Genomic DNA, 25269 nt, shown 5'->3' on the forward strand with positions numbered 1-25269 from the left:
ACCGCTACTGCGCGCTCTGCCCACCGGCCCCCAAACACACGACGGGTGGACCCCAAAAGAGCGAATATTCATCCGGGGGGACACTCATGAAGAAAACACTCGCAGCACTCGCACTTGCCGGCTCACTTGCCCTTATTGGCTCACCGGCCGTTGCAGCCGAATACCCGGCTCTCCCGCCGCAGGCCGCCGTTTCTGACGGCGTTGTTGGCCCGGGCGAAAGCTTTGTCTTCCGCGGCCAGGGCTTCCTGGCCGGCGAACCGCTCATCATCCGCGTAACGCCCGGGCAGCCGCCGGCAGCAGGTGGCGCCAACATTGCAGGCGGTACGTCCTTCTCCGCCAAGATCCCTGTGTTCCTGGCACCGCAGGAACTCAGCGCAACCGCCGACGCTCAGGGCGCCTTCGCCCTGCCGATCTCCATCAGCGAAGCAGGCACCTACAGCCTGACCGCTGAAGGCACCCAGTCCGGCGTCGTCGTTGGCCCCGTCACGGTCACCGTGGCGGCTTCGCTGGCCAACACCGGTGGCAACGCCGGCGGCGCTCCGCTCGCCAACACGGGTGCAGGCCTTGCCAACACCGGCGCGGACTCCGGCCTGGTCCTGTGGACCCTGGTGGGCGCAGGCGCACTGGCTGCCGGCGCAACCTCGGTAGTGGTTGTCCGCCGCCGCGCCAAGGCTGAGGTAGCCGCATAACAGCACCACACAAACCACCGAAGAAGGTGGGTGTACTCCGGAAACGGAGAACACCCACCTTCTTCGCTTTAACGTCCCGACACCAGGGCCGCCCAACGGGGCGGCTGGGCTGTGATATCAATATGAGCTATGGGGAGACATTGGCGGAAAGCACCACGGCAATACGACTTCTCCTTTCCCCTCCCCAACCCCCAGGTGCTCCCCTACGTTCTTCTGGCGCTGCTGGCGGTTGCCGCCCTGGGTACCGCGGCGTTAGCCCTTCTGCGGACCTCCTGAAAGCCCTGTGAAGCAGCTCGAAAACTACCGGCTGTGGCGAATGGTCCTCATCGCCATGCTGGTCCCCCTGGCGTTTATTGCCTTCTGGCCGAGCCCCGTGGACCAGCCCGTGCAGGGCCAACTCGCCGCCGTCCTGAAATTCCTCCACCGCCACGGAATTCCCACGTGGTTCAATTACAAATTTGTGGAGGCGTCCGCTAACGTGGCACTTTTTATCCCCGTTGGAGCAGTAAGCTCGCTGGCTTTTCCCAGCTGGCCCTGGTGGAAAATCGGCGCATTTGGACTGCTCATTTCCGGGTGCATGGAACTCGGCCAGCTGCTGTTTCTTCACGACCGTTTTCCGAGCCCCGTGGACCTTGTGACAAACACGTCAGGCGCTGTCATTGGCGCTCTCCTGGCCACGGCAGCCACTAAAGAATTACAGGCCCGCCGCCTTCCGGGAGCGGACCTGTAAGAGGTCTTTAGCGTCGTCTAGTTGACGAAGCCCTTCATCCAGGTCTTCAGGTCCTCACCGAACTCCACACGCTCTGACGCGAGGGTGATCACGGCTTTGAGGTAGCTGAGTTTGTCCCCGGTGTCGAAGCGCCGGCCCTTGAACACCACGCCATACACGCCGGAGCCTTCGCCCTCACCAGCAGCAAGGGTCTGCAGCGCATCCGTCAGCTGGATCTCGTTGCCACGGCCCGGCTCAGTCTCCTCCAGGATGCCGAACACGGCCGGGTGCAGCACGTACCGGCCGATCACGGCCAGATTGGACGGCGCATCCCCCACTGCAGGCTTCTCCACCAGGCTGTTGACGCGGACGTAGTCCTCGCCGTCCACCGCGGTGATGTCCGCGCAGCCGTAGGCGCTGATCTGGGCCGGATCCACCTCAATCAGGGCGATCACCGAACCGCCGGTCTTCTGCTGCACCTCCATCATGGTGGTCAGCAGGTCCTCGGCCTCGTCAATGAGGTCATCACCCAGCAGCACGGCGAACGGCTCGTCCCCCACGTGCTGGCTGGCGCACAGCACCGCGTGGCCCAGGCCCTTGGCCTCGCCCTGGCGGACGTAGTGGATGGGACCCAGCTCGGAGGCGTACTGCACGGACTCCAGCTTGTCCTTGTCCCCCTTGAGCTCCAGGGCACGCTCCAGGCCCGGCTCGCGGTCAAAGTGGTCCTCGAGGGAGCGCTTGTTGCGCCCCGTAATCATCAGCAGGTCCGTGAGGCCGGACTTCACGGCTTCCTCCACCACGTACTGGATGGCCGGCCGGTCTACCACCGGCAGCATTTCCTTCGGCATTGCCTTGGTGGCGGGCAGGAAGCGAGTTCCCAATCCGGCAGCAGGAATGACGGCTTTGGTTATTGCTTTCCCCGTTGTCATAGCTGAACCTTACAAATCAGCGGCAGGCAAAGGCAATTTTCCACCTGTGAATTTCGGCTCGCGCTTTTCCTGGAAAGCCCCGAAACCCTCGGCATAATCGTCCGTTGTGCAGAGGCGTGCCTGCTCGGCGTTCTCCTCCTGCATGGCCTCCCACAGGCCCAGCCGCTGGTCGCGGATGTGCGCCACCAGCTCCTTGCTCGCCACGAACGCACCGGTGGCACCGGAAGCAACGCGGTTCACAATCCCCTGGGTGGTCTCCAGCAGCTGGTCCGCCGGCATGGCGCGGCTGAACATCCCCTGCGCCACGGCCTCGGCCCCGGAGATCAGGTCCGCGGTGTAGATCAGGTCCAGCGTCCGGTGCATGCCCAGCCGCTCGGTGAAGTACCAGTGCCCGCCCGAGTCCAGCGTGGCCCCCAGCTTGGCAAAGGGCGACCCGAACTTGGCGTTCTCCGCCACGTACACCACGTCCGTGGCCAGCAGCAGCCCCAGCCCCACGCCCAGGCAGGCACCGTGGGCGGCCGCGAACGTGGGGGCCGGGAAGGCCGCCATCTTCTTAAGCAGAGGCTCCACCAGCCCGCCCAGGTACGCGGCGGCGTCATCACTCTCCGGCGTCACGTTCTGGATGTCCCGGCCCGCGCAGAAGGCGCGGCCCTCTCCCCTCAGCAGCAGCGCCCGCACCTCACCGCGGGAGGCGGCGGCAGCAGCGTCGTCGTACGCCTGTGCTAAATCCTTCAACGCCTGCTCGTCCAGCGAGTTCAGCTTGTGCGGTGCATCCAGCACCACCTCGGCCACGGCGTTGTTGATGGAAAGCGAAATCATGGAACTCCTTGCATGGGACCGGGTGCTTAGACGTCGAAGTCGACCGTGACTTCCTTGCTGGTGGGGTGGCTCTGGCACGTCAGCACGTACCCCTTGTCCAGCTCATCCTGCTCCAGCGCATAGTTTTCGTCCATGGTCACGCTGCCGGTGACCACCTTGGCCCGGCATGTGCCGCACACTCCCCCGGCGCACGCGAACGGCACGTCCGGGCGGACCCGCAGCGCGGCGTTGAGGATGGACTCGCGGGCGTGGGTGGGGCTGGCCACCTCGCCCTGTAGGCCGTCCAGCTTGAACGTGATCTTGTACGTCTCCTTGGACTCGTCCACCAGCACGGGACGGCCGGCGTTGCCCTCCGGCTTGTCTGGCTTGCCGGAGGTGAACAGCTCGAACCGGACGTTCTCCGGCTTCACGCCGCGCTCTGCCAGGGTGTCCCGGCACAGCTGCACCAGCTCGAACGGCCCGCACAGGAACCACTCGTCCACATCGTCCGCGTGGATGGCGGTGCCCAGCAGCTGCTGCAGCTTCTCCGAATCGATCCTGCCGGAGAGCAGCGGCGCGATCCGCTGCTCGCGGGAGAGCACGTGGTGGATGGCCAGCCGCTGCGGGTACTTGTCCTTCAGGTCCGCGAGCTCCTCCAGGAACATCACATCCATGGCGGCCTTGTTGGCGTAGATGAGATCGAACCGGCACTCCGGGTTGGCGGCCAGCAGCGTCCGGGCGATCGCGATCACCGGGGTGATGCCGGAGCCGGCGGCGATGGCCACGAAGCTCGCTTCCCCCTGGGAGGCGACGTCCCCCGCCAGCTCCTCCGGGTTGTTCATGGAATTCATCCGGTTCTGCTCCACGGCCTGGCCGTCGCGGCCGTGCCGGGACACGAACGCGCCCATGGGGCTCATAACGTCCAGGGTGTCCCCGGCCTTCAGCTCGGCGTTGGCCCAGGTGGAGAACAGCCCGCCCAGGTCCTTCTTGATGGCCACCCGGATCTCGCTGGTGCCGTCCCCGAAGCTGCGCGGCTCTGCGCAGATGGAGTAGCTGCGGCGGATTTCCTTGGGCTCGCCGGACTCGTCCGGCAGCGTGGTGCGCAGCGCCACGTACTGGCCGGGCAGGTAGTCGAACTGGCCGGTGAGCTCCGCGGGCACGTGGAAGGACACCTCGATGGCGTCATCGGTGAGCCGTCGCACCTCCTTCACGGCCAGGGTGTGGAAGGACGGACGACGGCGGCCGGTGGCCTGCGCCTCCTCGGCGGCAGTCTGGCGGACAACAGGCATGGGGCTTCCTTACAGCACTTTGAAGTAGTCGAACGGTTCCTTGCAGTCCTGGCAGACGTACAGCGCCTTGCAGGAGGTGGAGCCGAAGCGGGTGAGTTCCTTGGTGTTCAGGCTGGCGCACTGCGGGCACTTGACGGCCATGGTGAGGCGGATGGGGCCGGCGTGCCGGGCTGCATGGCTTTTTCCGGTGGGCGGGGCGATGCCGTACTCCTGCAGCTTCTGCTTGCCGGCGTCCGTCATCCAGTCCGTGGTCCAGGCCGGGGAGAGCACCAAATCCACTTCCACGTCCGTGTATCCCTCTTTTTCAAAGGCGGTCTTGAGGTCATCGCGGATGGCGTCCATGGCCGGGCAGCCCGAGTACGTGGGGGTGATGGTGACCTTCACGTGGTCAGTCCCGTGTTCCTTCGTCACTGCGACGTCCCGCAGGATGCCCAGGTCCTCGATGCTCAGCACCGGGATCTCCGGGTCCACCACGGTGGCGGCGATGTCCCAGGCCTTCTGCCGCGGCGTCTGCGTCCGGGATTCAAAGTCCGAGATGTACATGGCCGCGGTCACCAGCTCGCTCCGGGGTGCTCGCGGGCCAGCACCTGCATCTCGGCCAGGATGTAGCCCAGGTGCTCCGAATGCTTCCCCTGCCGGCCGCCGCCGGGTGCTGCCGGGACGTCCGGCACCTCCAGCCCGGCCTCAGTGAGGACTTCACCCGTCAGCCGGTCAAAATCCTCTTTCAAAGAGGAAGGCGCGACGGCGATGCCCGCCTCGGCGAGCCGGCCTGTCAGGTCGTCGTCACGGAAGAGCTCCTCCACGTACGGCCACATGATGCGGAAACCGTGGATCATCCGCTTGCGGGATTCCTCGGTGCCGCCGGCCAGGCGCAGGACCCACTGGGCGGCGTGGTCCCGGTGGTAGTCCACTTCCTTCACGGCCTTGGCCGCGATGGCGGCCAGGGTGGCGTCCTTCGATTCGGTCAGCCGGCTGTAGAGCAGGAACTGGTAATAGCTGACGACGAACTGGCGGGCGATGGTGGCCGCGAAGTCCCCGTTGGGCTGCTCGAACAGCTGCACGCTGCGGAACTCATGCTCGCGGCGGAAATAGGCGAGGTCGTCCTCAGACCTGGCCGAACCGTCGTCGTTCGTCATGGCGCCGCCGGCGTAGCTGAGGAAGGAGCGGGCGTGGCCGAGTTCGTCCAAGGCGATGTTGCCCAGGGCGATGTCCTCCTCCAGCTCGGGGGCGCGGGAGATCCAGTGGCCCAGGCGCTGGGCGAGGATCAGGGCGTCGTCGCCCAGGCGCAGGGCGTACTCGGCGGTGTCTTCGGTTGGCTTCGCGAGGCCCGTGCGGACCTCCAGCGCGATGTCCTCGGGGCGGAGGGCGTTGCCGGGGGTGATTCTTGTTGCGGAGGCGTTGGCTTCGCTCACAGGTGCTTCACCCCTTCGCTCTTGGTGTAATACGTGGCGTGGCGGTAGTCCTTGCCCTGGGGGGACTCGAAGAACGCGCCCTTGGAATCGGGATCGCTGGCGGCGATGGCGTCCGCGGGGACAACCCAGATGGACACGCCCTCGTTGCGGCGGGTGTAGAGGTCCCGGGCGTTGCGCAGGGCCATGGCGGCATCCGGTGCGTGCAGGGAGCCGGCGTGGACGTGGCTCAGGCCGCGGCTGGACCGGACGAAGACCTCCCAGAGGCCCCAGGCGTGGTCTGTGTGTTCCTGCGGCGCCGGGGATGCCTTGGGGGCTTCGCGGTTGATCTCGGTGGCGGAGCTGGCGGGGGCTTCCGGGTTGCCGTGGGGGCTCATGCTGCGTATTCCTTCGTCTTCATTGACTGTTTCTGTGCATAGGCTGCCGCTGCCTCGCGGACCCAGGCGCCGCCGTCGTGCGCTTCCCTGCGGCGCTCAAGGCGCTGGGAGTTGCAGGGGCCGCGGCCGGCCAGGACCTCGTGGAACTCGTCCCAGTCCAGCGGGCCGTGCTCCCACTTCTTCGAGTCCTCGTTGAAGCGGATCTGGTCATCCGGGAGGGTGAGGCCCAGGACCCGGACCTGCTCCACCATCATGCCCACGAAGCGGCTGCGGAGCTCATCGTTGCTGAAGCGCTTGATGTTCCAGGCCATGGACTGCTTGGAGTTGGGGGAATCGTCATCCGGCGGGCCGAACATCATCAGGGCCGGGGCGTACCAGCGGTTCACGGCGTCCTGGGCCATCTGCTTCTGGGCGGGGGTGCCGTTGGAGAGCTCCAGGAGGATCTCGAAGCCCTGGCGCTGGTGGAAGGACTCCTCCTTGCAGATGCGGACCATGGCCCGGCCGTAGGGGCCGTAGGAGGCGCGGCACAGCGGGACCTGGTTGCAGATGGCGGCGCCGTCCACCAGCCAGCCGATGGCTCCCATGTCCGCCCAGGTGAGCGCGGGGTAGTTGAAGATGGACGAGTAGCGGGCCTTGCCGGCGATCAGCGCGTCCGTCATCTCGTCCCGGTTCTGGCCCAGGGACTCGGCGGCGGAGTAGAGGTACAGCCCGTGGCCGGCCTCGTCCTGGACCTTGGCCATGAGGATGGCCTTGCGCTTCAGGCTGGGGGCCCGGGAAATCCAGTTGGCTTCCGGCTGCATGCCGATGATCTCGGAGTGCGCGTGCTGGGAGATCTGGCGCAGGAGGGTCTTGCGGTAGGCCGCCGGCATCCAGTCCTTGGGCTCGATGCGGGAATCCTCGGCGATGACGCGGTCAAAGTTGGCCTGGCCGTCCGCCTCGGCCGTTTCGCTGGTTCCAGCGGTTAGCTCCGCCGGCACTGACTGCAAGTTCTGGGCTGCCATGGTTGCTCCTATGCAAAGACCGTCTGGGACGTGCGGAATTATTTACCGACCGTTCGTTCAGGATATGCGGAAGCCCGAGGGCCCGTCAAGGCCACCGCCCCTCCTGGCCCGCCCCTTGCGACGCTCTCTCACTTGATGCGGACTTTCCCCGGACGCTCTATCACTTGACGCGGACTTTCCCCGGACGCTCTCTCACCTACCTGCGGGTGGTGCGCGCCGCCGTCGTGCGTTCCTGCCTGGTCCGCTGCCTGCCCGCGCGACGCGCATATTCGCTTTCGACGCAGATGTTCGACTGCGCAGCCCAGATTGGCGGTGCGCTGGCGAATACACAGGTCGAGACCGGATATGCGGGTCGGCAGCACTTCTCCACATAGCGGCACCGCCCCCTACCGCCCGGGGGCATGCGGCTGACAACGTCGGTCCATGCCGGATCTTCCACCGCTTCTGCTGTCCCGCGACCGCCTCCTCCATGGACTGACCCCGGATGAGCTCGCCAAACGCGTGAAGGCCGGCACCCTGGTCCGCATCCGGCACGGCGTGTACACGGACGGAGGGGCCTGGCGCCGCCTCAAACCATGGGAGCAGTACCGCCTCCGTATCCAGGCAGCAGCCGAAACCCTGGAGAAGCCCACGGTCTTTGCCCGGCACTCGGCCGCGAGCGCGTGGGGTCTACCGACGATCGGCCAGCACCACCCGGTCCAGGCCCTCACGTTCAAGAACGACGGCGGCCGGTCCCGTGCCGGAGTCAGCCGCCACTACGCAGCGCCGGCTGGGCTGCAGGTGGCAGAGCAGGAGGGCCTGCTGGTCACCGGCCGCATCCGCACCGTTTTGGACCTGGCAGCGTCCATCCCGTTTGCCGAGGCTGTCGCGCCGATAGACCACGTGCTGCGGCCGGACAGGGCACGGCGCCTGCCTGCTTTGACCAAGGCTGACCTGGAAGCTGGCATCGGCTCGAACTATTCCGCGGCGGCGGGGCGGAGGATCCGTGCGGTTATCGCGTTTGCCGATCCGGCTTCGGGCTCGGCCGGGGAATCGTTGAGCCGGGCACTGATGCATTTGGCCGGCTTCGAGGCTCCGGTCCTGCAGCAGCCGATGTACGACCGGGACGGCCTGGCGGGCTACGCGGACTTCCACTGGAAGCGCTCCAAAGTTGTTGGTGAGTTCGACGGCGAGGAGAAGTACGTCAAACCCGAATACCTGAAGGGGATGACTTCATCGCAGGCCGTGGTGGCGGAGAAGAACCGCGAAAACCGGATCCGGGCTACAGGTTTTACCGTGGTGCGGTGGGACTGGGCCGACCTCATGGAGCCGGGCAGGCTGGAACGCATGCTGACGGCGGCCGGCGCGCCCCGCCGTCGGACGCGTTCTGCCGTTCTCGACGCGCAAACCCGGCCGTGACGCGCACATTCGCTGGCGCACGGGATATCTGGGCGTCATAAACGAATATGCGCAGCGGGGACCGGTTCGGGAGCCTGAGTCCGCCCGCAAGCGTGCTTGGGGACACGCGGTAACGCGGCAGTAACGGGCCGGGGGTTCTGCTTGCTGTGGTGGGAGGTGGTGGCGTGGCCAGGAAACATAAACCGTCAGCTAACCCTCCCTGGTACAAGCGCACCTCCACGTTCATCGTCGCCGCGGGTGCCCTGGCCGCCGCGATCCTGGGCGTGCTGAACCTCTGGGACAGGATCTTCCCTCCGCCCGACGACGACGTGGCACGGATCGAGTCGATCCACCTCATCAAGCGCACACCGCTGACCGGCTTTGCCCCGGAAGGGATCGGCGGGCTCCTGCCCCTGACCGCCGTCCCTGAGGCTGCCTCGGAGGGGCGGATTTACGACGACGGCGGGCTGGCCGGGGCGGGTTTCGTCCAGGCGGCGCCGCCGGCCGGACGGGACGTAGTGGCCACGCCCCAAGTCACGGGACTGGAACAGTTCACCATGCGTCCCCTGCCCACTGTCCGGCCGGTCCCGCGGCCCACCTTCCTGACGTTCACGCCGGAGCCGACGCCCCCTCCTACGCGTACGACGGCGGCGCCCAGTCCCACGCCCACCGGCACCTCCACCGGGACGGGCAGTCCGACCTACTCCTCCGGACCAACAATGACAAAGCTCAAGATCCCCAAGCCACTTACAGAGGACATCAGGGACGTCATAGCCGAGCAGAAGGTCCTCTCCATCTACGTGCCCGAGGCCGCGCAGCGCGCCATCCAGTATTTGAGCATCGAACCGGTGGACGAAACAGGTGAATCGCTTCCCCCAGCCGAACTTGCTGTAAGACTTGCCGCGGCGCTGGAAGAGGTGGAGTCGACCAGCGGCCCGCAGGGCGAGGATCCGCAGGGCTGGACGGTGGCCGTCAGGGTAGACCTCCAGGGACTCGCGGATGTCCCCCTGCTCCTGACCTGGTCACTGGACGGCCTGGATGTACCCCTCACCTGGCAGGCCGAAAAACTCGCCTACAGAGTGGTGGGAGCCACGCCCCACGACGCCGGCGTCGCCGAGATCTGGGTTCCGGACCTCAGACGTGCCGGCACCTACAACGTCAACATCAAACTCTCCTACGAAGCCACCGGAATCATTTCCGACTGGCGCCCGCTGGCACTGCCGGACACGGGAGTCACCCAGGGCGGCTGAGCCGTAACGCCGTGGCCCAGGCGCTACCGCCGTTCAGAGAGCCCGGAACGGGGCTGCAGGCGGCAGAGTTTCAAGGCCGTTTCCCGCAGGGTGCTTGGAAGGAAAGGTTTCGTCAGATAGGCGGCGGCTCCGGCCGCCAGCCCGGCGAGCACGTCATCTTCCTCTGCCCTGGACGTAAGGAACAGCAGCGGTGCCGGGCTCAGAGCACGCAGTTCGAGGCAGAGATCCTGCCCGTCCATATCCGGCAAACCCAAGTCCAGGGTGATCAGGGACAAGGTGGAGCCGGCCGCAGCGGCTGCGGCTTTACCCTCGGCCCCTGAGCCGACCGCCACTACTTTGAACCCGGCGCGGGTCAACACGGCGGTAATCAGTCCACGGACATCGGCGTCATCTTCAATGACCAGGCAGACGTGCTGTTCTTCCACTAAGCGCCCCCCGGCTCCTGTTAGTTGTGGCAAGTTTAAGGCTGGCCGGCCCGGACAGGCTCCACAGCGGAAATATCTCCTCCCCGGAACGGACTGTACAACAAGCTCAGCATTCGCGGACAATGACCACCGGCCTGTTCTGTACCCGGGTGAGTTTGTCTGCCACCGCACCCTCCATAGTCCTGCCGATTTTGGCGAGGAGACCTGGCCGGCCGTTCCCGACCATGAGCATGCTGGCGCCAGTGCTCACAGCAAGCCGCGCCAGCGCCGTGCTGACGTCGCCGTGCACTTCACGGAAGGACCATGCTGTTCCGTCAGGGCCCAGAAGAACGGTGATGCGTGAACGTACCTCGTTGGCGGGGAATAGCGCTTCCTCATTGACAACAGGATCGAGCGAAAGCGCCGTACGTATCCGCGGGGGTTCCCATTCGGTGAGAACACTGGACGGATCAACATAGGCACAAACAAGGTGGATGTCGAGAGCATCGGCCAGCTCTGCGCCCGTGCGTACGAGCGCCGGCGGCGCCGGCCACGGGACGCCGAGAATCAGCGGCCCTGCGTAAGCCATGACCACGCCCAAACCGGCGGAGAAGTGATTGGATGCATTCATGCTCCCTGACAGCACTCAGCATTCGTGCTCCCGCACGTTGCCCTCTCCGAATTCAAGCACGCCCGGGGCCACCGCGCCTTCAAAAGGTGAACCTTCCGGTCCGAGTTCACCGGATGTTCACCCCTCAAGGCTGCCGCAGTTGTTCACCATCCGTTCACTCCCGCAGAGTAACTTCAGCCGGTGAATGTTTCTGATCTGACTGAACCGGCAGGGAAGCAGGCAGCATACCTGCCCCAGTTGGCCGGCGCCGGCAGGGCTGCACCGCCGCGCACCCTTGTCCAGGTTTTTGAGGAAACGGCCCGGCAGTTCCCTGACGCTTCGGCCCTCGACGACGGCAGGGCCTCCCTGAGCTACGCCGACCTCCACACGGCAGCCAAGGCGTATGCCCGGCGCCTGCACCGGAACGGGATCGGGGCCGGCGACAAAGTCGGGATCCGCATCCCGTCAGGCACCAACGAATTGTATGTAGCCATCCTCGCCACACTGCTGGTGGGTGCAGCCTACGTTCCGGTGGACGCGGACGACCCCGAAGAGCGGGCGGCCCTGGTCTTCGAAGAAGCCGGGGTGGCGGCGGTCCTCCGAGCCGGTGAGATCATCACCCTTCCAGGCAGGAAAGGTCCGTTCCCGGCGCCCCGGCAGCCCGGGGCTGAGGATGACGCCTGGGTCATTTTCACCTCCGGCTCCACGGGCAAACCCAAGGGCGTTGCGGTGACTCACCGGTCAGCCGCGGCCTTCGTTGACGCCGAAGCCCGGCTGTTCCTTCCGGACAACCCGGTAAACTCCTCGGACCGCGTCCTGGCGGGGCTGTCGGTCGCCTTCGACGCATCCTGCGAGGAAATGTGGCTGGCATGGCGGAACGGCGCCTGCCTGGTGCCCGCCCCGCGGTCCCTGGTGCGGACCGGGATGGATCTGGGCCCGTGGCTGATCACGAACGGGATCACGGTGGTCTCCACCGTTCCCACCCTTGCCGGCCTGTGGCCGGCTGAGTCGCTGGAAGCCGTCAGGCTCCTGATTTTCGGCGGCGAGGCCTGCCCGCCCGAGCTGGCGGCCCGGCTGGCCGTGGACGAACGCGAGGTCTGGAACACCTACGGGCCCACCGAAGCCACAGTTGTGGCGTGCGCGGCACGGATGGACGGTTCCGGCCCGGTGCGGATCGGCCTGCCCCTGGACGGGTGGGACCTCGCTGTGGTGGACGCCGCCGGCGTTCCCGTGGACAAAGGGCAGACCGGGGAACTGATCATCGGCGGTGTTGGCCTGGCCCGCTACCTGGACCCGGCCAAGGACGCCGAAAAGTATGCGCCCATGGACACCCTGGGGTGGGACCGCGCCTACCGCAGCGGCGACCTTGTACGGTACGAGGCCGAAGGCCTGGTGTTTGTGGGCCGGGCCGATGAGCAGGTCAAACTCGGTGGGCGCCGGATCGAACTGGGCGAAATCGACGCCGCGCTGCAGTCCCTCCCCGGCATCCAGGGCGCGGCTGCCGCGGTCCAGACCACCGCTGCGGGAAACCAGATCCTCGTGGGGTACCTGGCGCCGGCGCCGGGGACTTCCCCGGATCTGGACGAGTCACGGCGCCTGCTGGGCGCCCAACTCCCCGCGGCGCTCGTGCCGCTGCTCGCCGTCGTCGACAGCCTCCCGGTGAAGACCAGCGGCAAGGTGGACCGCCACGCGTTGCCGTGGCCGCTGGCATCGGCGTCTGCAACCGAAACCGCGGAACTCGACCTGGACCCCCAATCAGCCTGGATCGCTGAACAGTGGGCGGCCGTCCTGGGGACTCCCCCTGACAGCCTGGATGCCGATTTCTTCGCCTACGGTGGCAGCAGCCTGGCCGCCGCCCGGCTGGTCTCCGCCCTCCGGGTGCGCTACCCCACCATCACCGTGGCTGATGTCTACGCCCGCCCCCGGCTTGGCGCACTGATTGAGCTCGCCCGGCTTTCCGCTCCCGACGGCGGCATGGCGGCTTCCGAGCGGATGGAACGTTCAGTGCGTCCCACCGCCCGGAAGTCACAGATTTTCCAGATACTGGCCGGGCTGCCGCTGCACGTGCTGGTGGCAATGCGCTGGCTGACGTACCTGATGGCCATCAACAACGTCCTCGCCGCGTGGGGTGTCCTGAACAATGCCCCCACCGTGTCCTGGTGGTGGGTGCTGGTGTCCTGGCTGGTGTTTGTGAATCCGCTGGGCCGCATGGCCATCTCCGTGGCGGCGGCCCGCCTCCTGCTCCGCGGTGTGGTTCCCGGCAGTTATCCGCGGTCCGGGAAGGTGCACCTGAGGCTGTGGCTGGCGGAACAGATCGCGGACCTGTCCGGGGCGGTCAGCCTGGCGGGCGCCCCCTGGGTTCCTTACTACGCCCGGGCATTGGGTGCCAAAGTGGGCAAGGACGTTGACCTGCATTCCGTCCCGCCCGTGACCGGCATGCTGAGCCTGGGGACGGGCTGCTCAATCGAACCCGAGGTGGACCTTTCGGGCTGGTGGATTGACGGCGATCTGGTCCATATCGGACATGTCCGGGTGGGCCCCGGGGCGACCGTCGGTTCGCGGAGCACCCTGATGCCCGGTGCGCGCATCGGCGCCGGGGCAGAGATTGCCCCGGGCTCGGCCGTCCTGGGCAAGGTAAAGGCGAACCAGCGGTTTGCCGGCTCGCCGGCCCAGCGCCTCGGCAAGGCACAGCAGGGCTGGCCGGCCCGGCCGCCGTCCGGGCTGAAGTCGGTGCTCGCGTTTGGCGCCTACGCGCTCGCCGCGGCAGCCCTGGCGCTCATCCCCTTCGTCTCGGCAGCCCTTGGCGCCCTTCCGGTGATCGCCGCCGTCCGGGGCCAGGAGTCCCTGTCCTCCTCGTGGCCGGTGCTGCTGTGGGCTGTCCCTGCCGCCGCCGTCGTCTGGTTCCTGTCCAACATGGCCCTGACGGCCGCCGTCGTCCGTTTGCTTGGCCTGGGACTTCGCGAAGGCCACTACCGCGTGCGCAGCTTTACCGGCTGGCGGGTGTGGGCCACCGAACGTGTCCTGGACATGGCCAGGGACCTGCTTTTCCCCCTCTATGCAAGCCTGTTCACGCCGGTGTGGCTGCGGCTGCTGGGGGCGAAAGTGGGCCGCAACGTTGAGGCGTCCACCGTACTCCTGCTGCCTTCCATGACGACCGTGGGCGACGGCGCTTTCCTGGCCGATGACACCATGATTGCCTCCTACGAGCTCGGCGGCGGCTGGATGAGGATCGCTCCAGCGAAGATCGGAAAACGGGCGTTCCTGGGGAATTCGGGCATGACCGGGGCGGGCCGCAGCGTGCCCAAGAACTCGCTGGTGGCTGTGCTGTCCGCGACGCCAGCGAAAGCGAAATCGGGGACGTCCTGGCTGGGCAGCCCGCCGGTGCGCCTCCGCCGCGCACGGATGGAGGCTGACCAGAGCCTGACCTATGACCCTCCCCTGAGGCTGAAGATCTACCGCTCCTGCTGGGAACTGTGCCGGGCCGTGCCTGTCATCCTCACCGCGGCCATCGCCGTCGCCCTCCTTGCGGTCCTGGACTGGGTAGCCGGCACCGCTGGCTACGCCGCCGCTGCCGTGCTCGGGGCGCCGGTGGTGCTGGCGGCCGGGGCTGTGGCCGCGGCAAGCTCGGTAGCGGCCAAGTGGCTCCTGGTGGGTAAGATCGATGCGCGGGAGCACCCCCTGTGGAGTTCGTTCATCTGGCGCAACGAGGTGGTGGATACGTTCATCGAGATGGTCACCGCGCCCTGGTTCGCGCGCGCTGCGGCCGGAACCCCTGCTCTGGTGTGGTGGCTGCGTGGCCTCGGTGCCAAGATCGGCTCCGGCGCCTGGTGCGAAAGCTACTGGCTGCCCGAGGCGGACCTGGTCACGCTGGGTGAAAACTCCACCGTCAACCGCGGCTGCGTCATCCAGACGCACCTCTTCCACGACCGGGTGATGAGCATCGACACCGTTACGCTTGAGGCCGGGGCAACCATGGGCCCGCACGGAGTCATCCTGCCCGCCGCCCGGATTGGTGCCGGCGGTACAGTGGGTCCGGCATCCCTTGTGATGCGTGGCGAGACCGTTCCGGCGGCCAGCTACTGGATCGGGAATCCGGTCAGCCCATGGACATCCCCGGCCGCCGCCGTTCCCGCCCGAGAGGCCCAGCCACAGTGACCGCACACCAGGAGCACGTACCCGGCGGGCAGCGGACAGCCGTCCCCCGCAGTCCGCTGCCGGACCCCTACACGCCGGGGCACGGATCCGCAGACTACGGGGTGTCCCGCTACGAGCTGTACCTCGATTACCGCGTCTCCACCAACAGGCTTTCCGGCCACGCCGCCATCACAGCACGCTCCCACGTGGAGCTGGCCACCATAACCCTGAACCTGGCGGGGCTGCGGGTGCTGAAGGTTCAGCTGGACGGGCAGCGCGTGCATAAATTCAGCCAGCGGGGACACCAGCTCTTTATCGTCCCCGCCCGCCCGGTGGCAGCCGGCAGCGACTTCAGCCTGGACATCCGCTACGAGGGCACCCCGGGTCCGCTGCGCGGTAACTGGGGCGAAGTGGGCTGGGAAGAGCTCACCGACGGGGTGCTTGTGGCCGGGCAGCCCACCGGCGCGCCGTCCTGGTTTCCCTGCAACGACCACCCCAGCCAGAAAGCCAGCTTTGGGTACACCATCACCACGGAGGCCAATTACAGGGTGGTCTGCAACGGGGTGCTGGTCTCTCGCCATGCCAAGGCCAGCCGTGAAACCTGGGTTTTTGAACAGTCCGAACCCATGGCCACCTACCTGGCTACGGTGCAGATCGGCCGCTACGACCTTCTTCCACTGGCCTTCCAGCCCTCTTTCCCGGCGCACCGGGCGGGCACCGCGGACGACGGCGGCCGGCGTCAGGTCCCGCAGTTCGTTGCGGCACCCCGGGCACTCATGGCCACCGCCACTGCCGCCCTCGCCCGGCAGGGGCAGATGATGGAGGCCTTCGAGACCTGCTTTGGCCCGTACCCGTTTGCCGGTTACACCGTGGTGGTGGCGGATGATGCCCTCGAGATCCCCCTGGAAGCCCAGTCGCTGTCCGTGTTCGGCCCCAACCATCTCACCCAGCAGTGGGAGGACCAGCGGCTTATTGCCCATGAGCTTGCCCATCAGTGGTTTGGAAACTCCCTGACCGCCACCGCCTGGGCCGACATCTGGCTGCACGAGGGATTCGCCTGCTACGCCGAGTGGATCTGGTCCGAGGCTTCCGGAAACACCACGGCGCAGCAGAGGGCACGCGCTGCCTGGCAGCTCCTCGCATCGCAGGCGCAGGACCTGATGGTGGGCGACCCCTCACCGGAGCTGATGTTCGATGACCGGGTGTACAAGCGCGGCGCCCTTGCCCTCCACGCCCTGCGGCGTGCCACCGGCGACGCGCTGTTCTTCGGGCTCCTGAGGACGTGGACAGACCGGTACCGCTTTGGCGGCGTCAGCACAGCCGATTTCATGGACACTGCCAACCAGGCGTGCGGCGAACTCCCCGGTTTCGACGCCCGCACAGTCCTGTCCCCCTGGCTCTATCAGTCCGCACTCCCCCCGCTCCCATGACGGCGGCAGCCCGGGGCCTCTCGCTGGCAGCGGTCCGGCTGTCCGACGTCGACCTGGGCCTGGCTCATGTCCTGGATGAGGCGGAGGTGGCCAGGGCTTCGACTTTCCGTTCCCCCGCCCTGCGGGACGCCTTCCTGGCCGGCCGCATAGCGTTGCGCCTCCACATCAGTGCGCTGACCGGAGACAGCCCCGAGTCGCTCGAAGAGCACTATCTCTGCCCCACCTGCAGCAGCGGACAGGGACACGGGATCCCCCGGTATCGGCTCCCTTCCCGTCCCGGCCTTCTTCGTGTCAGCCTCAGCAGGTCCGGGAGCTGGTGCGTGGTTGCCGCTGCCCTGGATGACCGGATCGCCGGTATTGGGGTGGACATCGAGAACGGGTCCGCAGCAGACTTTGAGGGATTCCCGTCGCTTGCGATGACGGCGAACGAGCGCGGCCAGCTGGAAAAAGTGCCCCCGGCGCTGAAAACCAGGTTCCAGACCCGGCTTTGGGTCCGCAAGGAAGCAGTCCTGAAGGCCCTCGGCACGGGACTGGCAAAAGCGCCATCCCTGGTTGATGTGTCCGGGCCAACCCCCTCCGGTCTTACTGGACCTCCCGGGCGGGCACTGTGGAGTCTTGAGGACCTCAGTCCCGCCGGTCTTGGTCTTCCGGGGGACTTCGCTGCCTCAATCGCTACCTTCGCGGAGATACCTCACGCCAGCCGCACGATGGAATACGGCCACCTGCCTGCCGGCGGCCCATAGGCAGGAAGCGTCCAATTCCCGGCTTGACGGTGGGAGAGGGAACACGGACAACGTCGAATTCTGACATGTCGATGAGCTGCCGGGAACCAGTCAACGTGTCCAGAATCCACAGCAACCCGCAATCCGGGATGGCGTCCACCACCGGCCCGCGATGGACCAGCCCGTCGCCGGAATACGCTTCCACGGCATCTCCCGAAACCAGTTCGTGGCAGGATCCGACAACAACGCCATCACCGTTTGTCATGCTGAGTGGCTGTCCCGGGCCGTGAGCATTTCTGCCAGCTGGCTTGGAGTGGCGCGGGCGGCCGCGAAGGCGAAGATAGCCAGCGGCGGGACCGCGACGAAGATTGCGACGAGGACCGCGATCACGGCCTCTGTGGTTGGCATATCCATTGCCCGTTCCTTCCACTTTGCCTTGCCTTGTCCTGTCTCCAGAATGGCGCCGCAAGGTGGACTGCAGGTGTCCCCCGGATGATCATTCCCTGATGTTTAGGGCTTGGTCTTTTCGCGGAAAGGGACAGCAATGCGCGGACCACGACGCCGGAAAAGCAGTGCGGCCCACCCTCCGGAGCCGGAGGGCGGGCCGCACTGATGAAAGAAGGCGCCAGGTATGCCGCTAGAAGCGGTTGCGCGGAGGCTGCGTCTGCTGGCCGGCGCGGAGCTGCTTTGCCTTACGGGCTTTCTGCACCTTGCTGATGATGGTGGGCAGGAAGAACAAGAACAGTCTTTTCATGACGGTGGTCCTTTCGTTGATGTTCCATGGTCCCGCTGCGGGATCATCCAGGCCCTGGGGGCACCGTCAGATCCCGGCATGTCGAGATAGTAAGCATGGTTACTAAATAGATCCTACGCACAGTGCCCGCCCAAAGCGCAAGGCTTCAGCCAGCCCCGAACTCCCAACTAGGTAGCGCTAAGTGTCGTTATGGGGCCCCAAAACGACACTTAGCGCTACCTAGTTGGGCCGGGGGCACCCATGGCGAGCGCCGCCGCCACACCCGCCCACCGCCGTCGTCCGCCAGTGCGGCACCGCGCCCGCTCGCCACCGGCCAGACCCCGCGGAAGTGTGGCTCAGCTCACACCCCTTTCTGCGTGAGGTTTGGCGGCCCGGCTGCGTCTTATCTGCACAGGCGCACAACAGCGCAGGTTCAACAAAGAGGAGTGATCGCTTTGACTACCCAGACGCAGACCCCCGCAACTGTCGCTGCCAAGACCCCGTCGCAGGCCGGCGCTGCCGCACCCGCCCAGCCCAAGGGCAAGGACGGCCGCGGCGCCACCACCGTTGACGACGGCGTGGTGGCAAAGATCGCCGGCATCGCCATCCAGGAGATCGACGGCGTCCACGCCCTCGGCGGCGGAGCAGCCCGTGCACTGGGCACGCTTCGGGAAAAAGTGGGACAGAAGGACCTGACCCAGGGCGTCAGCGTTGAAGTGGGGCAGACCCAGGTGGCCGTTGACGTCACCCTGGTGGTCGAATACCCGCACCCCCTCCAGGACGTGGCGGACCGCGCCCGGGACGCCGTGTACACGGCAATCGAAGACCTCGTGGGCATGGAGGTGACCGAGGTCAACATCACCATCACCGACATCCACGTCCCCTCCGACGATGCCGAGGAAGACGCCGACCAGGAGCCGAGGGTCGCGTGAGCCCGGCAGTAACAGGCACCGCCGCCGGGGCTGTCCTGGCCCTGGCAGCCCTGGCCTTCGGATTCTGGGGCTTCCTGCTCACCGCCCTGTTCATGGGGACCGGGGCAGTGCTGGGCCGGGCCGCCCAGGGCACGCTGGACGTCGGCGCAGTCATGGACGCCCTCCGTGGCAAGCGCTCCTCCCTATGACTCGGAGGGGCTACAACCGGATCTCGCCTGCGGCCCTCCGGCACACCCTGGAGACGGTTGCGGCTGATGCTTTCGGCGTCCCAGGGAAGAACGTTGAGGCAGATCTCCGGGATGACGGTGGCACATTGGGGGCCGCCATCTCGGTGATGCTTCCCCTTCCGCCGCTGCTGCCGCCGAGCCCCGGCGCGGGCACACCGGCAGCAGCGGGCACGCTGTTCGAGCAGACGCGGGCGGCGCGGGACACCATCCTGCGCCGGGGCGCCGACCTCAGCGGGTTAATGATGGGAACGGTGGACATCACGCTCACCGGCGCCCGGCAGCCGCACCGTCCCAGCAGGGTCGACGGCGGTCCCCACCAAGTGAGTCCGCGCCAGGAAAGGAGGCCGGCATGAACAACGAACGGCTCATCCGCCGCATGGTGCGGCGCGAAACCCATTCGTCCCGGGCAGCAGCCTCGGTCCTGGCCGCAACGGTCCTCCTGGCGTTATGCCTCTGGCTGGCCCTGGAAGCAGTCCTGATGATGGTTGGCGTTCCCGCGCTGCTGGCTTCCCCCGGGGACACAGGACGCTGGCTGGCGGGCCTCCCTGCCGCCACCATCCCGGTCTGGCTGGCTGCCGCCGGCGGAGGGATCGCGCTGCTTGGAGTGGTCCTCATGGTTGGGGGCATGGCCTCCGGGCGCCGGCCGCGCCGGGCCTTGGCCAGTGACCGCTGCGCCGTGGTGGTGGACGACGACGTGATCGCCTCCGCCGTCTCCCGCGCCGTGCAGCTCAGCTCCGGAGTCGCCCCGGGCCAGGTGACCACCACCGTGGCCGGACGCTCCGCCCGCGTCCAGGTGCGGCCGACGTCGGGCCTTGCCCTGGATGCCGGCGCCCTCACCGCCGCTGCCAGCAGCGAACTGGCGCGGTACGGACTGGCCACGCGCATCACCCCAGCGGTGCGCGTGGCCAGCAGTGGGGCGGTGGGGCAATGAGGAGAACCAACCGCACCCTCAACCGGACCCTACTGATCGTGTTTGGGCTCCTCTTGGTGGCCGTGGGTGCGCTGGTGGCGGCGGCCGGGTTCCTGCCCGCCGTGGCGGACGCCTGGGCTGCCACCGCATCCACGCTCCTGGGCCAGGCATCCGCCCTGCTGGGCAGCGCCCCGCTGCCGGGACCCGTCCGCAGCTGGTGGGCTGTTGCCTGGGTGGGCGGCCTCCTTCTAGCCGCGGCGCTGTGCGTCGCATGGATCGCGTCGCAGGGCGGCGGCCGGACCAGGAGGCTTGCGCAGGAGGACGACGGCGGCCGCGGCACCACGGTGGTGGACGTCGGGCTGGTCTCCGCGGCGGTAAAGAACGCCACGGCGGACAACCACCTGGTGGTTGCCACGGCAGTCTCCGCATGGGAACTCCCCCGCGCAACGGGGCTCCAGCTGCGGCTCCAGGCACGCCAGGGCGCCTCCCCCGGCGATCTTGCCGGGACGGCGGAGGAACTGGTGACTGGAATTGATGCCTGGTTGGGCGATCAGATCCCGGTCCTGGTCCGAATCACCAGCGGCGCCCGGACCGCCACGGCACGGCGGGGCAGGGTGAAGTAGCCCTTCCCGGCCGTTCCGGACACGTCTTCTGCACCACCTGCTGTGCTCCACGACGTTCGCTCCACCCCGCTCTCACCGAAAACTCGCCGCAGCCGCGGTGATGGACGAAAGGAAATGACCATGGGAATCGACCACAAGGCAAACAACGCAGTGACCAACCACGTGGGCGCCGCCAAGGAGGCCACGGGCAAGCTCACCGGCAACGAACGCCGGGAGCGGGACGGCCAGCAGGACCAGGCCGAAGCCAAGCTCAGGGATGCAGGGGAGAAGGTCAAGGACGCCGCCCGGAAGCTCAAGGACGGGTTCATCAAGAACTGATGCTCCCGCGCCGGGGAGGCCGGCCCGCATCCGCCGGCTCTCCCCAGCCGGCCTGCACAAGGCCAGTCCCCGGCAGCACCCACCCCAACACCCCGTCTCACGACGCCCGATGAAAGCAGAAGAAGTGAGTGGATCACCCGCGGCTCCGCACCAACTCGACCTCGTGCCGGACGCACTGCTGGCCGGCCGGGCAGCCGACGGCGATACAGCGGCTTTCGAGGCCCTCGCCCGGCGCCACGGTCCGCTCATGCGGGCCAGTGCCCGGCGGCTGACGGGCTCCACCGCGGATGCGGACGACATTGTCCAGGACGCGCTGATCCAGGCCTGGAACCAGCTGGACTCGCTCCGGGAGCCGGCGGCCGTCAAGGGCTGGCTGATGCGGATCACGGGCAGCCGCAGCATTGACCACCTGCGCAGGCGCCGCTACGACGCCGGGCTGGACGCCGTCGAAACCAACAGGGACAGCCGCAGGCCGGACGGCGCGGGCTCGTGGCCGGATCCTGAGGCGGCGGCGCTGGACGGGTCCCGGGTTGAGGCGCTGAAAGCGGCCCTGTCCCGGCTCCCGGAGGAGCAGCGCCGATGTTGGGTGCTCAAGGAGTTCAACGGCCAGAGCTATGAGGACATTGCGCGGACGCTGAACATCAGCACCGACAGTGTCCGCGGCAGGCTGGCACGCGCACGGATTGCCCTGGCGAGCACAATGGAGGAATGGCGATGAGCACCCCGAACGGCACGTTCGACTGCGGGCACGACCTCGCGGAACTCAGCAACTACCTGGACACAGGAGAACTGCAGGACCCGGCCCACCTGGACAGCTGCCCCGAGTGCCAGGCCGGCCTGGCGTCACTGCGGCGGCTGTCCGACCTGGGCAAGGAACTGCTCGACGCCGATGTTGCCGAGGCCGGCAAAGGCACCGACGGCTGGATGCAGAAGATCCTGGGCAACCTGGCCCTGGAGCTCCGGCCGGGCAGGAGCATCCCCCTGCGCGGCGGCCACCCCGACGACACCCTGTCGCAGACCGAGGGGGCCGTCTCGGCCCTCATCCGCTCCATCGCGGACACCCTCCCCGGCACCACGGCAGGGCGGTGCCGCCTTCACGGGGACGTCACCACGCCGGGAGCCGAGGTCACCGTGGAGGTCCACCTGGCCATCGTCTTCGGGCATCCGCTGGAGGAACGCGCCAGCAGCCTGCGCCGGCAGCTCGCCCGCGAACTGGCGGTGCAGACCGAACTCAACATCACCTCGATCGACATCACCATCACCGATGTCCTGGAGCCCCAGCCTGCGGGCCCGGGAACAGCCGCCGGACTGATGGATCAGACCCCTCCCCAGGAGAAGCCATGACTGAAGCCCTGGTCCCCCAGCCGGGACGCACGCAGGTGCCCGCCGGACTGGCGGCACAGCTGCAGGAAGCAGTCCTCGCCGTCGACGGCGTCAGCGCCACCTACCCGGCGCGTCCGCTCCGCCAGGTGATGGCGGCGGTGGCGAAGGAGCGTGTGCCGCACATCGACGTCGTACCTTCCGACGACGGGCTGCGCGTCACGGCGCGCATTGGCGTGGCAGCGGACAACGGGCCCGACGTTGCCCGGTCCGTCGCCGGCGCCATCCGCCGCCACCTCGCTCCCCAGCCGGTGCAGGTTCACGTGGTGATCGTGACGATGGTCCCGTCCGGAAACGGATAAGACCCTGGGGCAGCGCACCGGGCAGTCCAGCCGGCCGCCGGCCCCGAACCACCGGTGGCACCAACTGCAGACCAAAGCAAACCACAGCAAAGGACGAACAATGGCTGACCTCACCGCACTTGCCCTGATTTGCTCCCTCACCCCCTCCCCGGCGCCGTCCAGCAGCGAGCTCATGGCCCGCCACGTGCTGGACGAGCTGGCTACCCACGGCGTGAGCGGGACGTCGCTGCGGGTGGTGGACCACAACGTGATGCCGGGCGTCCAGGTGGACATGGGCGACGGCGACGCGTGGCCGGGCATCCGGGACAAGATCCTGGCGGCGGACATCCTGGTGATCGCCACGCCCATCTGGATGGGGCACCCCAGCAGCATCACGCAGCGGGTCATGGAACGGCTCGATGCGGACCTTGCGGAGACGGACAACGAGGGCCGGCCCATCATGTACGGGAAGGTTGCGGTGGTGGCCGTGGTGGGCAACGAGGACGGCGCCCACAAGACCGTGGCGGACACGCAGCAGGGCCTGAACGACGTCGGCTTCACCCTCCCTGCCCAGGGCGCCACGTACTGGGTGGGCGAGGCCATGCAGACCGTGGACTACAAGGACCTGAAGGCAGTGCCCGAGAAGGTCGCCTCCGCTACCGCCGGCGCTGCCCGGAACGCCGCGCACCTGGCCCGGTTCCTCCGCACGTCGCAGTATCCCGCCGGGTAAAGGGGCGACGGCGGGCTGCCGGGGGTGGGTGCCCGCCTGGGTTCGCTACGCCGGCCTAGCTGGCAGGCGGCTGCCCGCCGCCGCTCCCCAGGAACGCCCGGATCTCCTCCGCCATCCGCCGGGACTGGGTCCAGTGCAGATAGTGATGGCCCTGCAGTGGCACAATCTCGTGGCGGTCCACGTTCGCCAGCAGGTTCCGGGCCGACTCCGTCTTGGTGGCTGACGAGTCGTCGCTTTCATCGGCTATGAAGGCAAGGACCGGCAGGTCACTCGGGTATGTCACGCCCCTCAAGGCTGCCGCGTTGTTGGCTAACCGGGCTGTCTCGTCGGCCACGGCCGGGTTGCCGAAGTTCCAGCTCATCATCAGGCGCATGCGGTGCAGCTCATCGTCGGTGTAGGCGTCACTGTCCGGATCTAACAAGCCAGGGGCCACAAAGGTCACCGCGCGCACGATCCCGGTGACCGCGAGGGCCCGTTCCACGCTGAAGCCCGGCTCCGGTTCCGGAACCTGCCCCTCCCCGGGTTTCGGGATGGTCGCATCGATGCCAACCACCGCGGACACTTCCGCCCGGTACCGGTTGGCGTAGTCCAGCATGTAGAAGCCGGCAATGGAGTGCCCCGCCAGGACATACGGCTGCCTGACCTGGAGTTTGGCCAGGACTTCGTGCAGTTCGGAACTGATGTTTTCGTTGCTTCGCGGAGGCCCGTCCATGTCGCTGTAGCCGTATCCCAGGCCCTCCACCACCAGGACGTCTAAGCCGCCCAGCTCGCGGATCAGCGGGGCAAAGTCAAGGCCCGGAGCCGGGGTGCCCAGGCCGCTGAGAAGGACAATCGGCTGCCCCGCTCCCACGTTCCGGTACACGTTAAGGGCAGCGCCGCTTACCGGGACCCGTTCGCCGTAGGCAGGAATGCTCGACTTCTCCGCCCGCTCCAGGGCCGCGTTGACCGCCGTCGACACCAGCAGCAGCCCCAGCGCCACCAGCGCGGCGATGCCGAGCCGGCGCAACCAGCGCCGCGGCTTCTTTCGGGGCGCGGCATCCGCGATGTCCCGCGCCCCGGAAGCCCTTCTACCCAGGATGCGCACAGCCGCCCGGCATCAGGCAGGCTTGGCGAAGGTGGCTGCGCTCATGACCTCGTAGCCAACGAACGCCTCATCGCCCTCAACCCACGCGTCGTGGCCGGCCGGGATGGTGTACGCGTGGCCGGGGCTGACCGTGGCCCGCGATCCGTCCTCCATTTCCACGGTCAATGTTCCCGCGGCGCAGATCCCCACATGGTTCACCTGGCACGTGTCCGTGTGGACCACGGTCTTGACGGTCTCGGACCAGCGCCAGCCCGGCTCGAAGGTGAACCTGCCGAGCGTTGTGTCACCGAGGGTCACCACATCGACCTGGGTCTTGGGCGGGCGGCGCTTTTCATCGGGCTGGTCGAATGATTTGGCTTCCAGGGCGTTGACGGTCATTTCCTTCTCCTGACAGGAAAGGGTGTGGAAACTATGCATCCGGAGCGCCCAGACAGCCCCGGGTTTCGGTTGGCGGGCCTGCGGTGGGCCGCGGCCGCCAGCCACTGGCACCCAGCGCTATCAGCGTGCGCCCGCGGGTGGGCCGTGTCAATATGTCCTGCCACCGGCGATCACGGCTAGGCTTCCGGGATGGGACTCATCATCACACTGCTTATTATCTGGCTCGTTCTGTCCATCCTGGGCTTCGTTATCGAGGGGCTGCTGTGGCTGGCGCTGATCGGCCTGGTGCTGTTCGCGGCCACCGCCGTCTGGGGCTGGCTGAAGCGCAACACCAGGGCCTGACCCTGCCATACCCGCCCGGGGTGGGCAACGCCGTCGTGCGTTCCTGCCGTGCCCGCACAGGGTGACGCGCCGCCGTCGTGCGTTCCTGCCCGGTTACTTCCCGGGGCACCCTGACGGCGCGCCGCGCACGACGGCGTGTCCCGGCGTGGGAGGGCATGGTCCCCTGACCAACTGGGCAGGACCGCACGCAGCCCGCGCCGACC

At 67.5% G+C, this 25269-nt stretch carries 30 protein-coding genes; 18 read left to right on the forward strand and 12 right to left on the reverse strand.

All coding sequences use genetic code 11. The features are described from left to right. Nucleotides 1–86 precede the first annotated feature (86 nt). Nucleotides 87–689 carry an LPXTG cell wall anchor domain-containing protein gene (locus IEX43_RS18340; protein ID WP_188813356.1) on the forward strand — a complete coding sequence of 201 codons (603 nt, stop codon included), beginning with the start codon at nucleotides 87–89 and terminating at the stop codon, nucleotides 687–689. Between the two features lie 283 nt (nucleotides 690–972). After that, nucleotides 973–1419 carry a VanZ family protein gene (locus IEX43_RS18345; protein ID WP_229666531.1) on the forward strand — a complete coding sequence of 149 codons (447 nt, stop codon included), beginning with the start codon at nucleotides 973–975 and terminating at the stop codon, nucleotides 1417–1419. Nucleotides 1420–1436: 17 nt separating this feature from the next. Here the strand turns inward: IEX43_RS18345 and galU are convergent, their stop codons facing one another. Genes galU through paaA form a run of 7 tightly spaced genes read right to left on the reverse strand, consistent with a single transcriptional unit; the run spans nucleotide 1437 to nucleotide 7201 of the window. After that, the gene (gene galU / locus IEX43_RS18350; RefSeq protein WP_188813358.1) at nucleotides 1437–2327 is read right to left on the reverse strand and encodes a UTP--glucose-1-phosphate uridylyltransferase GalU; all 891 of its coding nucleotides are present in this window, start codon (nucleotides 2325–2327) and stop codon (nucleotides 1437–1439) included. 9 nt (nucleotides 2328–2336) lie between these two features. Beyond that, complete coding sequence (locus tag IEX43_RS18355) at nucleotides 2337–3146, reverse strand: enoyl-CoA hydratase/isomerase family protein (RefSeq protein ID WP_188813360.1); 810 nt, start codon at nucleotides 3144–3146, stop codon at nucleotides 2337–2339. Between the two features lie 26 nt (nucleotides 3147–3172). Next, a complete protein-coding gene (gene paaE, locus IEX43_RS18360) occupies nucleotides 3173–4414 on the reverse strand; it encodes a 1,2-phenylacetyl-CoA epoxidase subunit PaaE (protein WP_188813361.1) in 1242 nt (413 codons plus the stop codon). 9 nt (nucleotides 4415–4423) lie between these two features. Continuing rightward, nucleotides 4424–4957, reverse strand: coding sequence for a 1,2-phenylacetyl-CoA epoxidase subunit PaaD (paaD, locus tag IEX43_RS18365; protein ID WP_188813492.1), 534 nt, complete (start codon nucleotides 4955–4957; stop codon nucleotides 4424–4426). A gap of 8 nt (nucleotides 4958–4965) precedes the next feature. After that, nucleotides 4966–5826, reverse strand: coding sequence for a 1,2-phenylacetyl-CoA epoxidase subunit PaaC (paaC, locus tag IEX43_RS18370; RefSeq protein ID WP_188813363.1), 861 nt, complete (start codon nucleotides 5824–5826; stop codon nucleotides 4966–4968). Then, nucleotides 5823–6200, reverse strand: coding sequence for a 1,2-phenylacetyl-CoA epoxidase subunit PaaB (paaB, locus tag IEX43_RS18375; protein WP_188813365.1), 378 nt, complete (start codon nucleotides 6198–6200; stop codon nucleotides 5823–5825). The genes paaC and paaB overlap by 4 nt, the downstream gene beginning before the upstream one ends. Next, on the reverse strand, nucleotides 6197–7201 hold the full coding sequence (gene paaA, locus IEX43_RS18380; RefSeq protein WP_188813366.1) for a 1,2-phenylacetyl-CoA epoxidase subunit PaaA: 1005 nt from the start codon (nucleotides 7199–7201) through the stop codon (nucleotides 6197–6199). The genes paaB and paaA overlap by 4 nt, the downstream gene beginning before the upstream one ends. A 423-nt stretch (nucleotides 7202–7624) precedes the next feature. Between paaA and IEX43_RS18385 the strand changes: the two genes are divergently transcribed. Together IEX43_RS18385 and IEX43_RS18390 are read left to right on the forward strand one after the other, a co-directional pair. Then, entirely contained in the window at nucleotides 7625–8599 is a 975-nt protein-coding gene (locus tag IEX43_RS18385) for a hypothetical protein (RefSeq protein ID WP_188813368.1), read from the forward strand. A gap of 164 nt (nucleotides 8600–8763) precedes the next feature. Then, nucleotides 8764–9828 carry a hypothetical protein gene (locus IEX43_RS18390; protein WP_188813370.1) on the forward strand — a complete coding sequence of 355 codons (1065 nt, stop codon included), beginning with the start codon at nucleotides 8764–8766 and terminating at the stop codon, nucleotides 9826–9828. 23 nt (nucleotides 9829–9851) lie between these two features. Here IEX43_RS18390 and IEX43_RS18395 read toward each other — a convergent pair whose 3' ends face one another. Both IEX43_RS18395 and IEX43_RS18400 read right to left on the reverse strand, forming a co-directional pair. Next, the gene (locus IEX43_RS18395) at nucleotides 9852–10253 is read right to left on the reverse strand and encodes a response regulator transcription factor (protein ID WP_188813372.1); all 402 of its coding nucleotides are present in this window, start codon (nucleotides 10251–10253) and stop codon (nucleotides 9852–9854) included. Nucleotides 10254–10359: 106 nt separating this feature from the next. Then, entirely contained in the window at nucleotides 10360–10863 is a 504-nt protein-coding gene (locus IEX43_RS18400; RefSeq protein WP_229666532.1) for a universal stress protein, read from the reverse strand. A gap of 180 nt (nucleotides 10864–11043) precedes the next feature. Between IEX43_RS18400 and IEX43_RS18405 the strand changes: the two genes are divergently transcribed. Genes IEX43_RS18405 through IEX43_RS18415 form a run of 3 tightly spaced genes read left to right on the forward strand, consistent with a single transcriptional unit; the run spans nucleotide 11044 to nucleotide 17149 of the window. Continuing rightward, nucleotides 11044–14997: a Pls/PosA family non-ribosomal peptide synthetase gene (locus IEX43_RS18405; RefSeq protein ID WP_377102399.1), complete on the forward strand. Its 3954-nt coding sequence runs from the start codon at nucleotides 11044–11046 to the stop codon at nucleotides 14995–14997. Continuing rightward, nucleotides 14994–16406, forward strand: coding sequence for a M1 family metallopeptidase (locus tag IEX43_RS18410; protein ID WP_377102401.1), 1413 nt, complete (start codon nucleotides 14994–14996; stop codon nucleotides 16404–16406). The genes IEX43_RS18405 and IEX43_RS18410 overlap by 4 nt, the downstream gene beginning before the upstream one ends. After that, complete coding sequence (locus tag IEX43_RS18415; protein WP_188813376.1) at nucleotides 16403–17149, forward strand: 4'-phosphopantetheinyl transferase family protein; 747 nt, start codon at nucleotides 16403–16405, stop codon at nucleotides 17147–17149. Before IEX43_RS18410 ends, IEX43_RS18415 begins: the two co-directional genes overlap by 4 nt. A gap of 240 nt (nucleotides 17150–17389) precedes the next feature. On the opposite strand, the gene IEX43_RS18420 is transcribed toward IEX43_RS18415, so the two are convergent. After that, complete coding sequence (locus IEX43_RS18420) at nucleotides 17390–17536, reverse strand: hypothetical protein (protein WP_188813378.1); 147 nt, start codon at nucleotides 17534–17536, stop codon at nucleotides 17390–17392. A gap of 780 nt (nucleotides 17537–18316) precedes the next feature. Between IEX43_RS18420 and IEX43_RS18425 the strand changes: the two genes are divergently transcribed. The 10 genes from IEX43_RS18425 to IEX43_RS18470 all read left to right on the forward strand — a co-directional run bounded on the left by IEX43_RS18425 (nucleotide 18317) and on the right by IEX43_RS18470 (nucleotide 23262). Beyond that, complete coding sequence (locus tag IEX43_RS18425) at nucleotides 18317–18793, forward strand: Asp23/Gls24 family envelope stress response protein (RefSeq protein WP_188813380.1); 477 nt, start codon at nucleotides 18317–18319, stop codon at nucleotides 18791–18793. Then, a complete protein-coding gene (locus IEX43_RS18430) occupies nucleotides 18790–18981 on the forward strand; it encodes a DUF2273 domain-containing protein (protein WP_188813382.1) in 192 nt (63 codons plus the stop codon). The genes IEX43_RS18425 and IEX43_RS18430 overlap by 4 nt, the downstream gene beginning before the upstream one ends. Beyond that, a complete protein-coding gene (locus IEX43_RS18435) occupies nucleotides 18978–19373 on the forward strand; it encodes a hypothetical protein (protein ID WP_188813383.1) in 396 nt (131 codons plus the stop codon). Before IEX43_RS18430 ends, IEX43_RS18435 begins: the two co-directional genes overlap by 4 nt. Beyond that, a complete protein-coding gene (locus tag IEX43_RS18440) occupies nucleotides 19370–19951 on the forward strand; it encodes a hypothetical protein (protein ID WP_188813385.1) in 582 nt (193 codons plus the stop codon). The genes IEX43_RS18435 and IEX43_RS18440 overlap by 4 nt, the downstream gene beginning before the upstream one ends. After that, nucleotides 19948–20553: a hypothetical protein gene (locus IEX43_RS18445; protein ID WP_188813387.1), complete on the forward strand. Its 606-nt coding sequence runs from the start codon at nucleotides 19948–19950 to the stop codon at nucleotides 20551–20553. Before IEX43_RS18440 ends, IEX43_RS18445 begins: the two co-directional genes overlap by 4 nt. A 120-nt stretch (nucleotides 20554–20673) precedes the next feature. After that, the gene (locus IEX43_RS18450; RefSeq protein WP_188813389.1) at nucleotides 20674–20871 is read left to right on the forward strand and encodes a CsbD family protein; all 198 of its coding nucleotides are present in this window, start codon (nucleotides 20674–20676) and stop codon (nucleotides 20869–20871) included. Between the two features lie 124 nt (nucleotides 20872–20995). Continuing rightward, complete coding sequence (locus IEX43_RS18455; RefSeq protein WP_377102406.1) at nucleotides 20996–21589, forward strand: RNA polymerase sigma factor; 594 nt, start codon at nucleotides 20996–20998, stop codon at nucleotides 21587–21589. Beyond that, nucleotides 21586–22215 (forward strand): anti-sigma factor family protein, encoded by a 630-nt coding sequence (locus IEX43_RS18460; protein WP_188813393.1) that lies wholly within the window; start codon nucleotides 21586–21588, stop codon nucleotides 22213–22215. The genes IEX43_RS18455 and IEX43_RS18460 overlap by 4 nt, the downstream gene beginning before the upstream one ends. Continuing rightward, nucleotides 22212–22553 (forward strand): hypothetical protein, encoded by a 342-nt coding sequence (locus tag IEX43_RS18465; protein WP_188813395.1) that lies wholly within the window; start codon nucleotides 22212–22214, stop codon nucleotides 22551–22553. Before IEX43_RS18460 ends, IEX43_RS18465 begins: the two co-directional genes overlap by 4 nt. 100 nt (nucleotides 22554–22653) lie before the next feature. Continuing rightward, nucleotides 22654–23262 (forward strand): flavodoxin family protein, encoded by a 609-nt coding sequence (locus tag IEX43_RS18470; RefSeq protein WP_174178043.1) that lies wholly within the window; start codon nucleotides 22654–22656, stop codon nucleotides 23260–23262. 55 nt (nucleotides 23263–23317) lie between these two features. Here the strand turns inward: IEX43_RS18470 and IEX43_RS18475 are convergent, their stop codons facing one another. Together IEX43_RS18475 and IEX43_RS18480 are read right to left on the reverse strand one after the other, a co-directional pair. Continuing rightward, nucleotides 23318–24346: an alpha/beta fold hydrolase gene (locus IEX43_RS18475; protein ID WP_229666533.1), complete on the reverse strand. Its 1029-nt coding sequence runs from the start codon at nucleotides 24344–24346 to the stop codon at nucleotides 23318–23320. A gap of 12 nt (nucleotides 24347–24358) precedes the next feature. Further along, nucleotides 24359–24724 (reverse strand): cupin domain-containing protein, encoded by a 366-nt coding sequence (locus tag IEX43_RS18480; RefSeq protein WP_104184564.1) that lies wholly within the window; start codon nucleotides 24722–24724, stop codon nucleotides 24359–24361. A 189-nt stretch (nucleotides 24725–24913) separates the two neighbouring features. On the opposite strand from IEX43_RS18480, the gene IEX43_RS18485 reads away from it, so the two are divergent. Further along, nucleotides 24914–25066 (forward strand): hypothetical protein, encoded by a 153-nt coding sequence (locus IEX43_RS18485; protein WP_188813397.1) that lies wholly within the window; start codon nucleotides 24914–24916, stop codon nucleotides 25064–25066. Nucleotides 25067–25269: the final 203 nt, after the last annotated feature.

Origin of the sequence: Pseudarthrobacter polychromogenes (assembly GCF_014644495.1) — a bacterium.
Lineage (GTDB): Bacteria > Actinomycetota > Actinomycetes > Actinomycetales > Micrococcaceae > Arthrobacter > Arthrobacter polychromogenes.

Excerpts from the sequence above, each read along its gene's own strand:
- IEX43_RS18465 (WP_188813395.1), top strand. The coding sequence starts at position 22,212 with ATGACTGAAGCCCTGGTCCCCCAGCCGGGACGCACGCAGGTGCCCGCC.
- IEX43_RS18440 (WP_188813385.1), top strand. The coding sequence starts at position 19,370 with ATGAACAACGAACGGCTCATCCGCCGCATGGTGCGGCGCGAAACCCAT.
- IEX43_RS18460 (WP_188813393.1), top strand. The coding sequence starts at position 21,586 with ATGAGCACCCCGAACGGCACGTTCGACTGCGGGCACGACCTCGCGGAA.
- paaD (WP_188813492.1), bottom strand. The coding sequence starts at position 4,957 with ATGTACATCTCGGACTTTGAATCCCGGACGCAGACGCCGCGGCAGAAG.
- galU (WP_188813358.1), bottom strand. The coding sequence starts at position 2,327 with ATGACAACGGGGAAAGCAATAACCAAAGCCGTCATTCCTGCTGCCGGA.
- IEX43_RS18420 (WP_188813378.1), bottom strand. The coding sequence starts at position 17,536 with ATGCCAACCACAGAGGCCGTGATCGCGGTCCTCGTCGCAATCTTCGTC.
- IEX43_RS18340 (WP_188813356.1), top strand. The coding sequence starts at position 87 with ATGAAGAAAACACTCGCAGCACTCGCACTTGCCGGCTCACTTGCCCTT.
- IEX43_RS18435 (WP_188813383.1), top strand. The coding sequence starts at position 18,978 with ATGACTCGGAGGGGCTACAACCGGATCTCGCCTGCGGCCCTCCGGCAC.
- paaB (WP_188813365.1), bottom strand. The coding sequence starts at position 6,200 with ATGAGCCCCCACGGCAACCCGGAAGCCCCCGCCAGCTCCGCCACCGAG.
- paaA (WP_188813366.1), bottom strand. The coding sequence starts at position 7,201 with ATGGCAGCCCAGAACTTGCAGTCAGTGCCGGCGGAGCTAACCGCTGGA.
- paaE (WP_188813361.1), bottom strand. The coding sequence starts at position 4,414 with ATGCCTGTTGTCCGCCAGACTGCCGCCGAGGAGGCGCAGGCCACCGGC.
- IEX43_RS18385 (WP_188813368.1), top strand. The coding sequence starts at position 7,625 with ATGCCGGATCTTCCACCGCTTCTGCTGTCCCGCGACCGCCTCCTCCAT.
- IEX43_RS18445 (WP_188813387.1), top strand. The coding sequence starts at position 19,948 with ATGAGGAGAACCAACCGCACCCTCAACCGGACCCTACTGATCGTGTTT.
- IEX43_RS18450 (WP_188813389.1), top strand. The coding sequence starts at position 20,674 with ATGGGAATCGACCACAAGGCAAACAACGCAGTGACCAACCACGTGGGC.
- IEX43_RS18485 (WP_188813397.1), top strand. The coding sequence starts at position 24,914 with ATGGGACTCATCATCACACTGCTTATTATCTGGCTCGTTCTGTCCATC.
- IEX43_RS18480 (WP_104184564.1), bottom strand. The coding sequence starts at position 24,724 with ATGACCGTCAACGCCCTGGAAGCCAAATCATTCGACCAGCCCGATGAA.
- IEX43_RS18355 (WP_188813360.1), bottom strand. The coding sequence starts at position 3,146 with ATGATTTCGCTTTCCATCAACAACGCCGTGGCCGAGGTGGTGCTGGAT.
- IEX43_RS18470 (WP_174178043.1), top strand. The coding sequence starts at position 22,654 with ATGGCTGACCTCACCGCACTTGCCCTGATTTGCTCCCTCACCCCCTCC.
- IEX43_RS18415 (WP_188813376.1), top strand. The coding sequence starts at position 16,403 with ATGACGGCGGCAGCCCGGGGCCTCTCGCTGGCAGCGGTCCGGCTGTCC.
- IEX43_RS18400 (WP_229666532.1), bottom strand. The coding sequence starts at position 10,863 with ATGAATGCATCCAATCACTTCTCCGCCGGTTTGGGCGTGGTCATGGCT.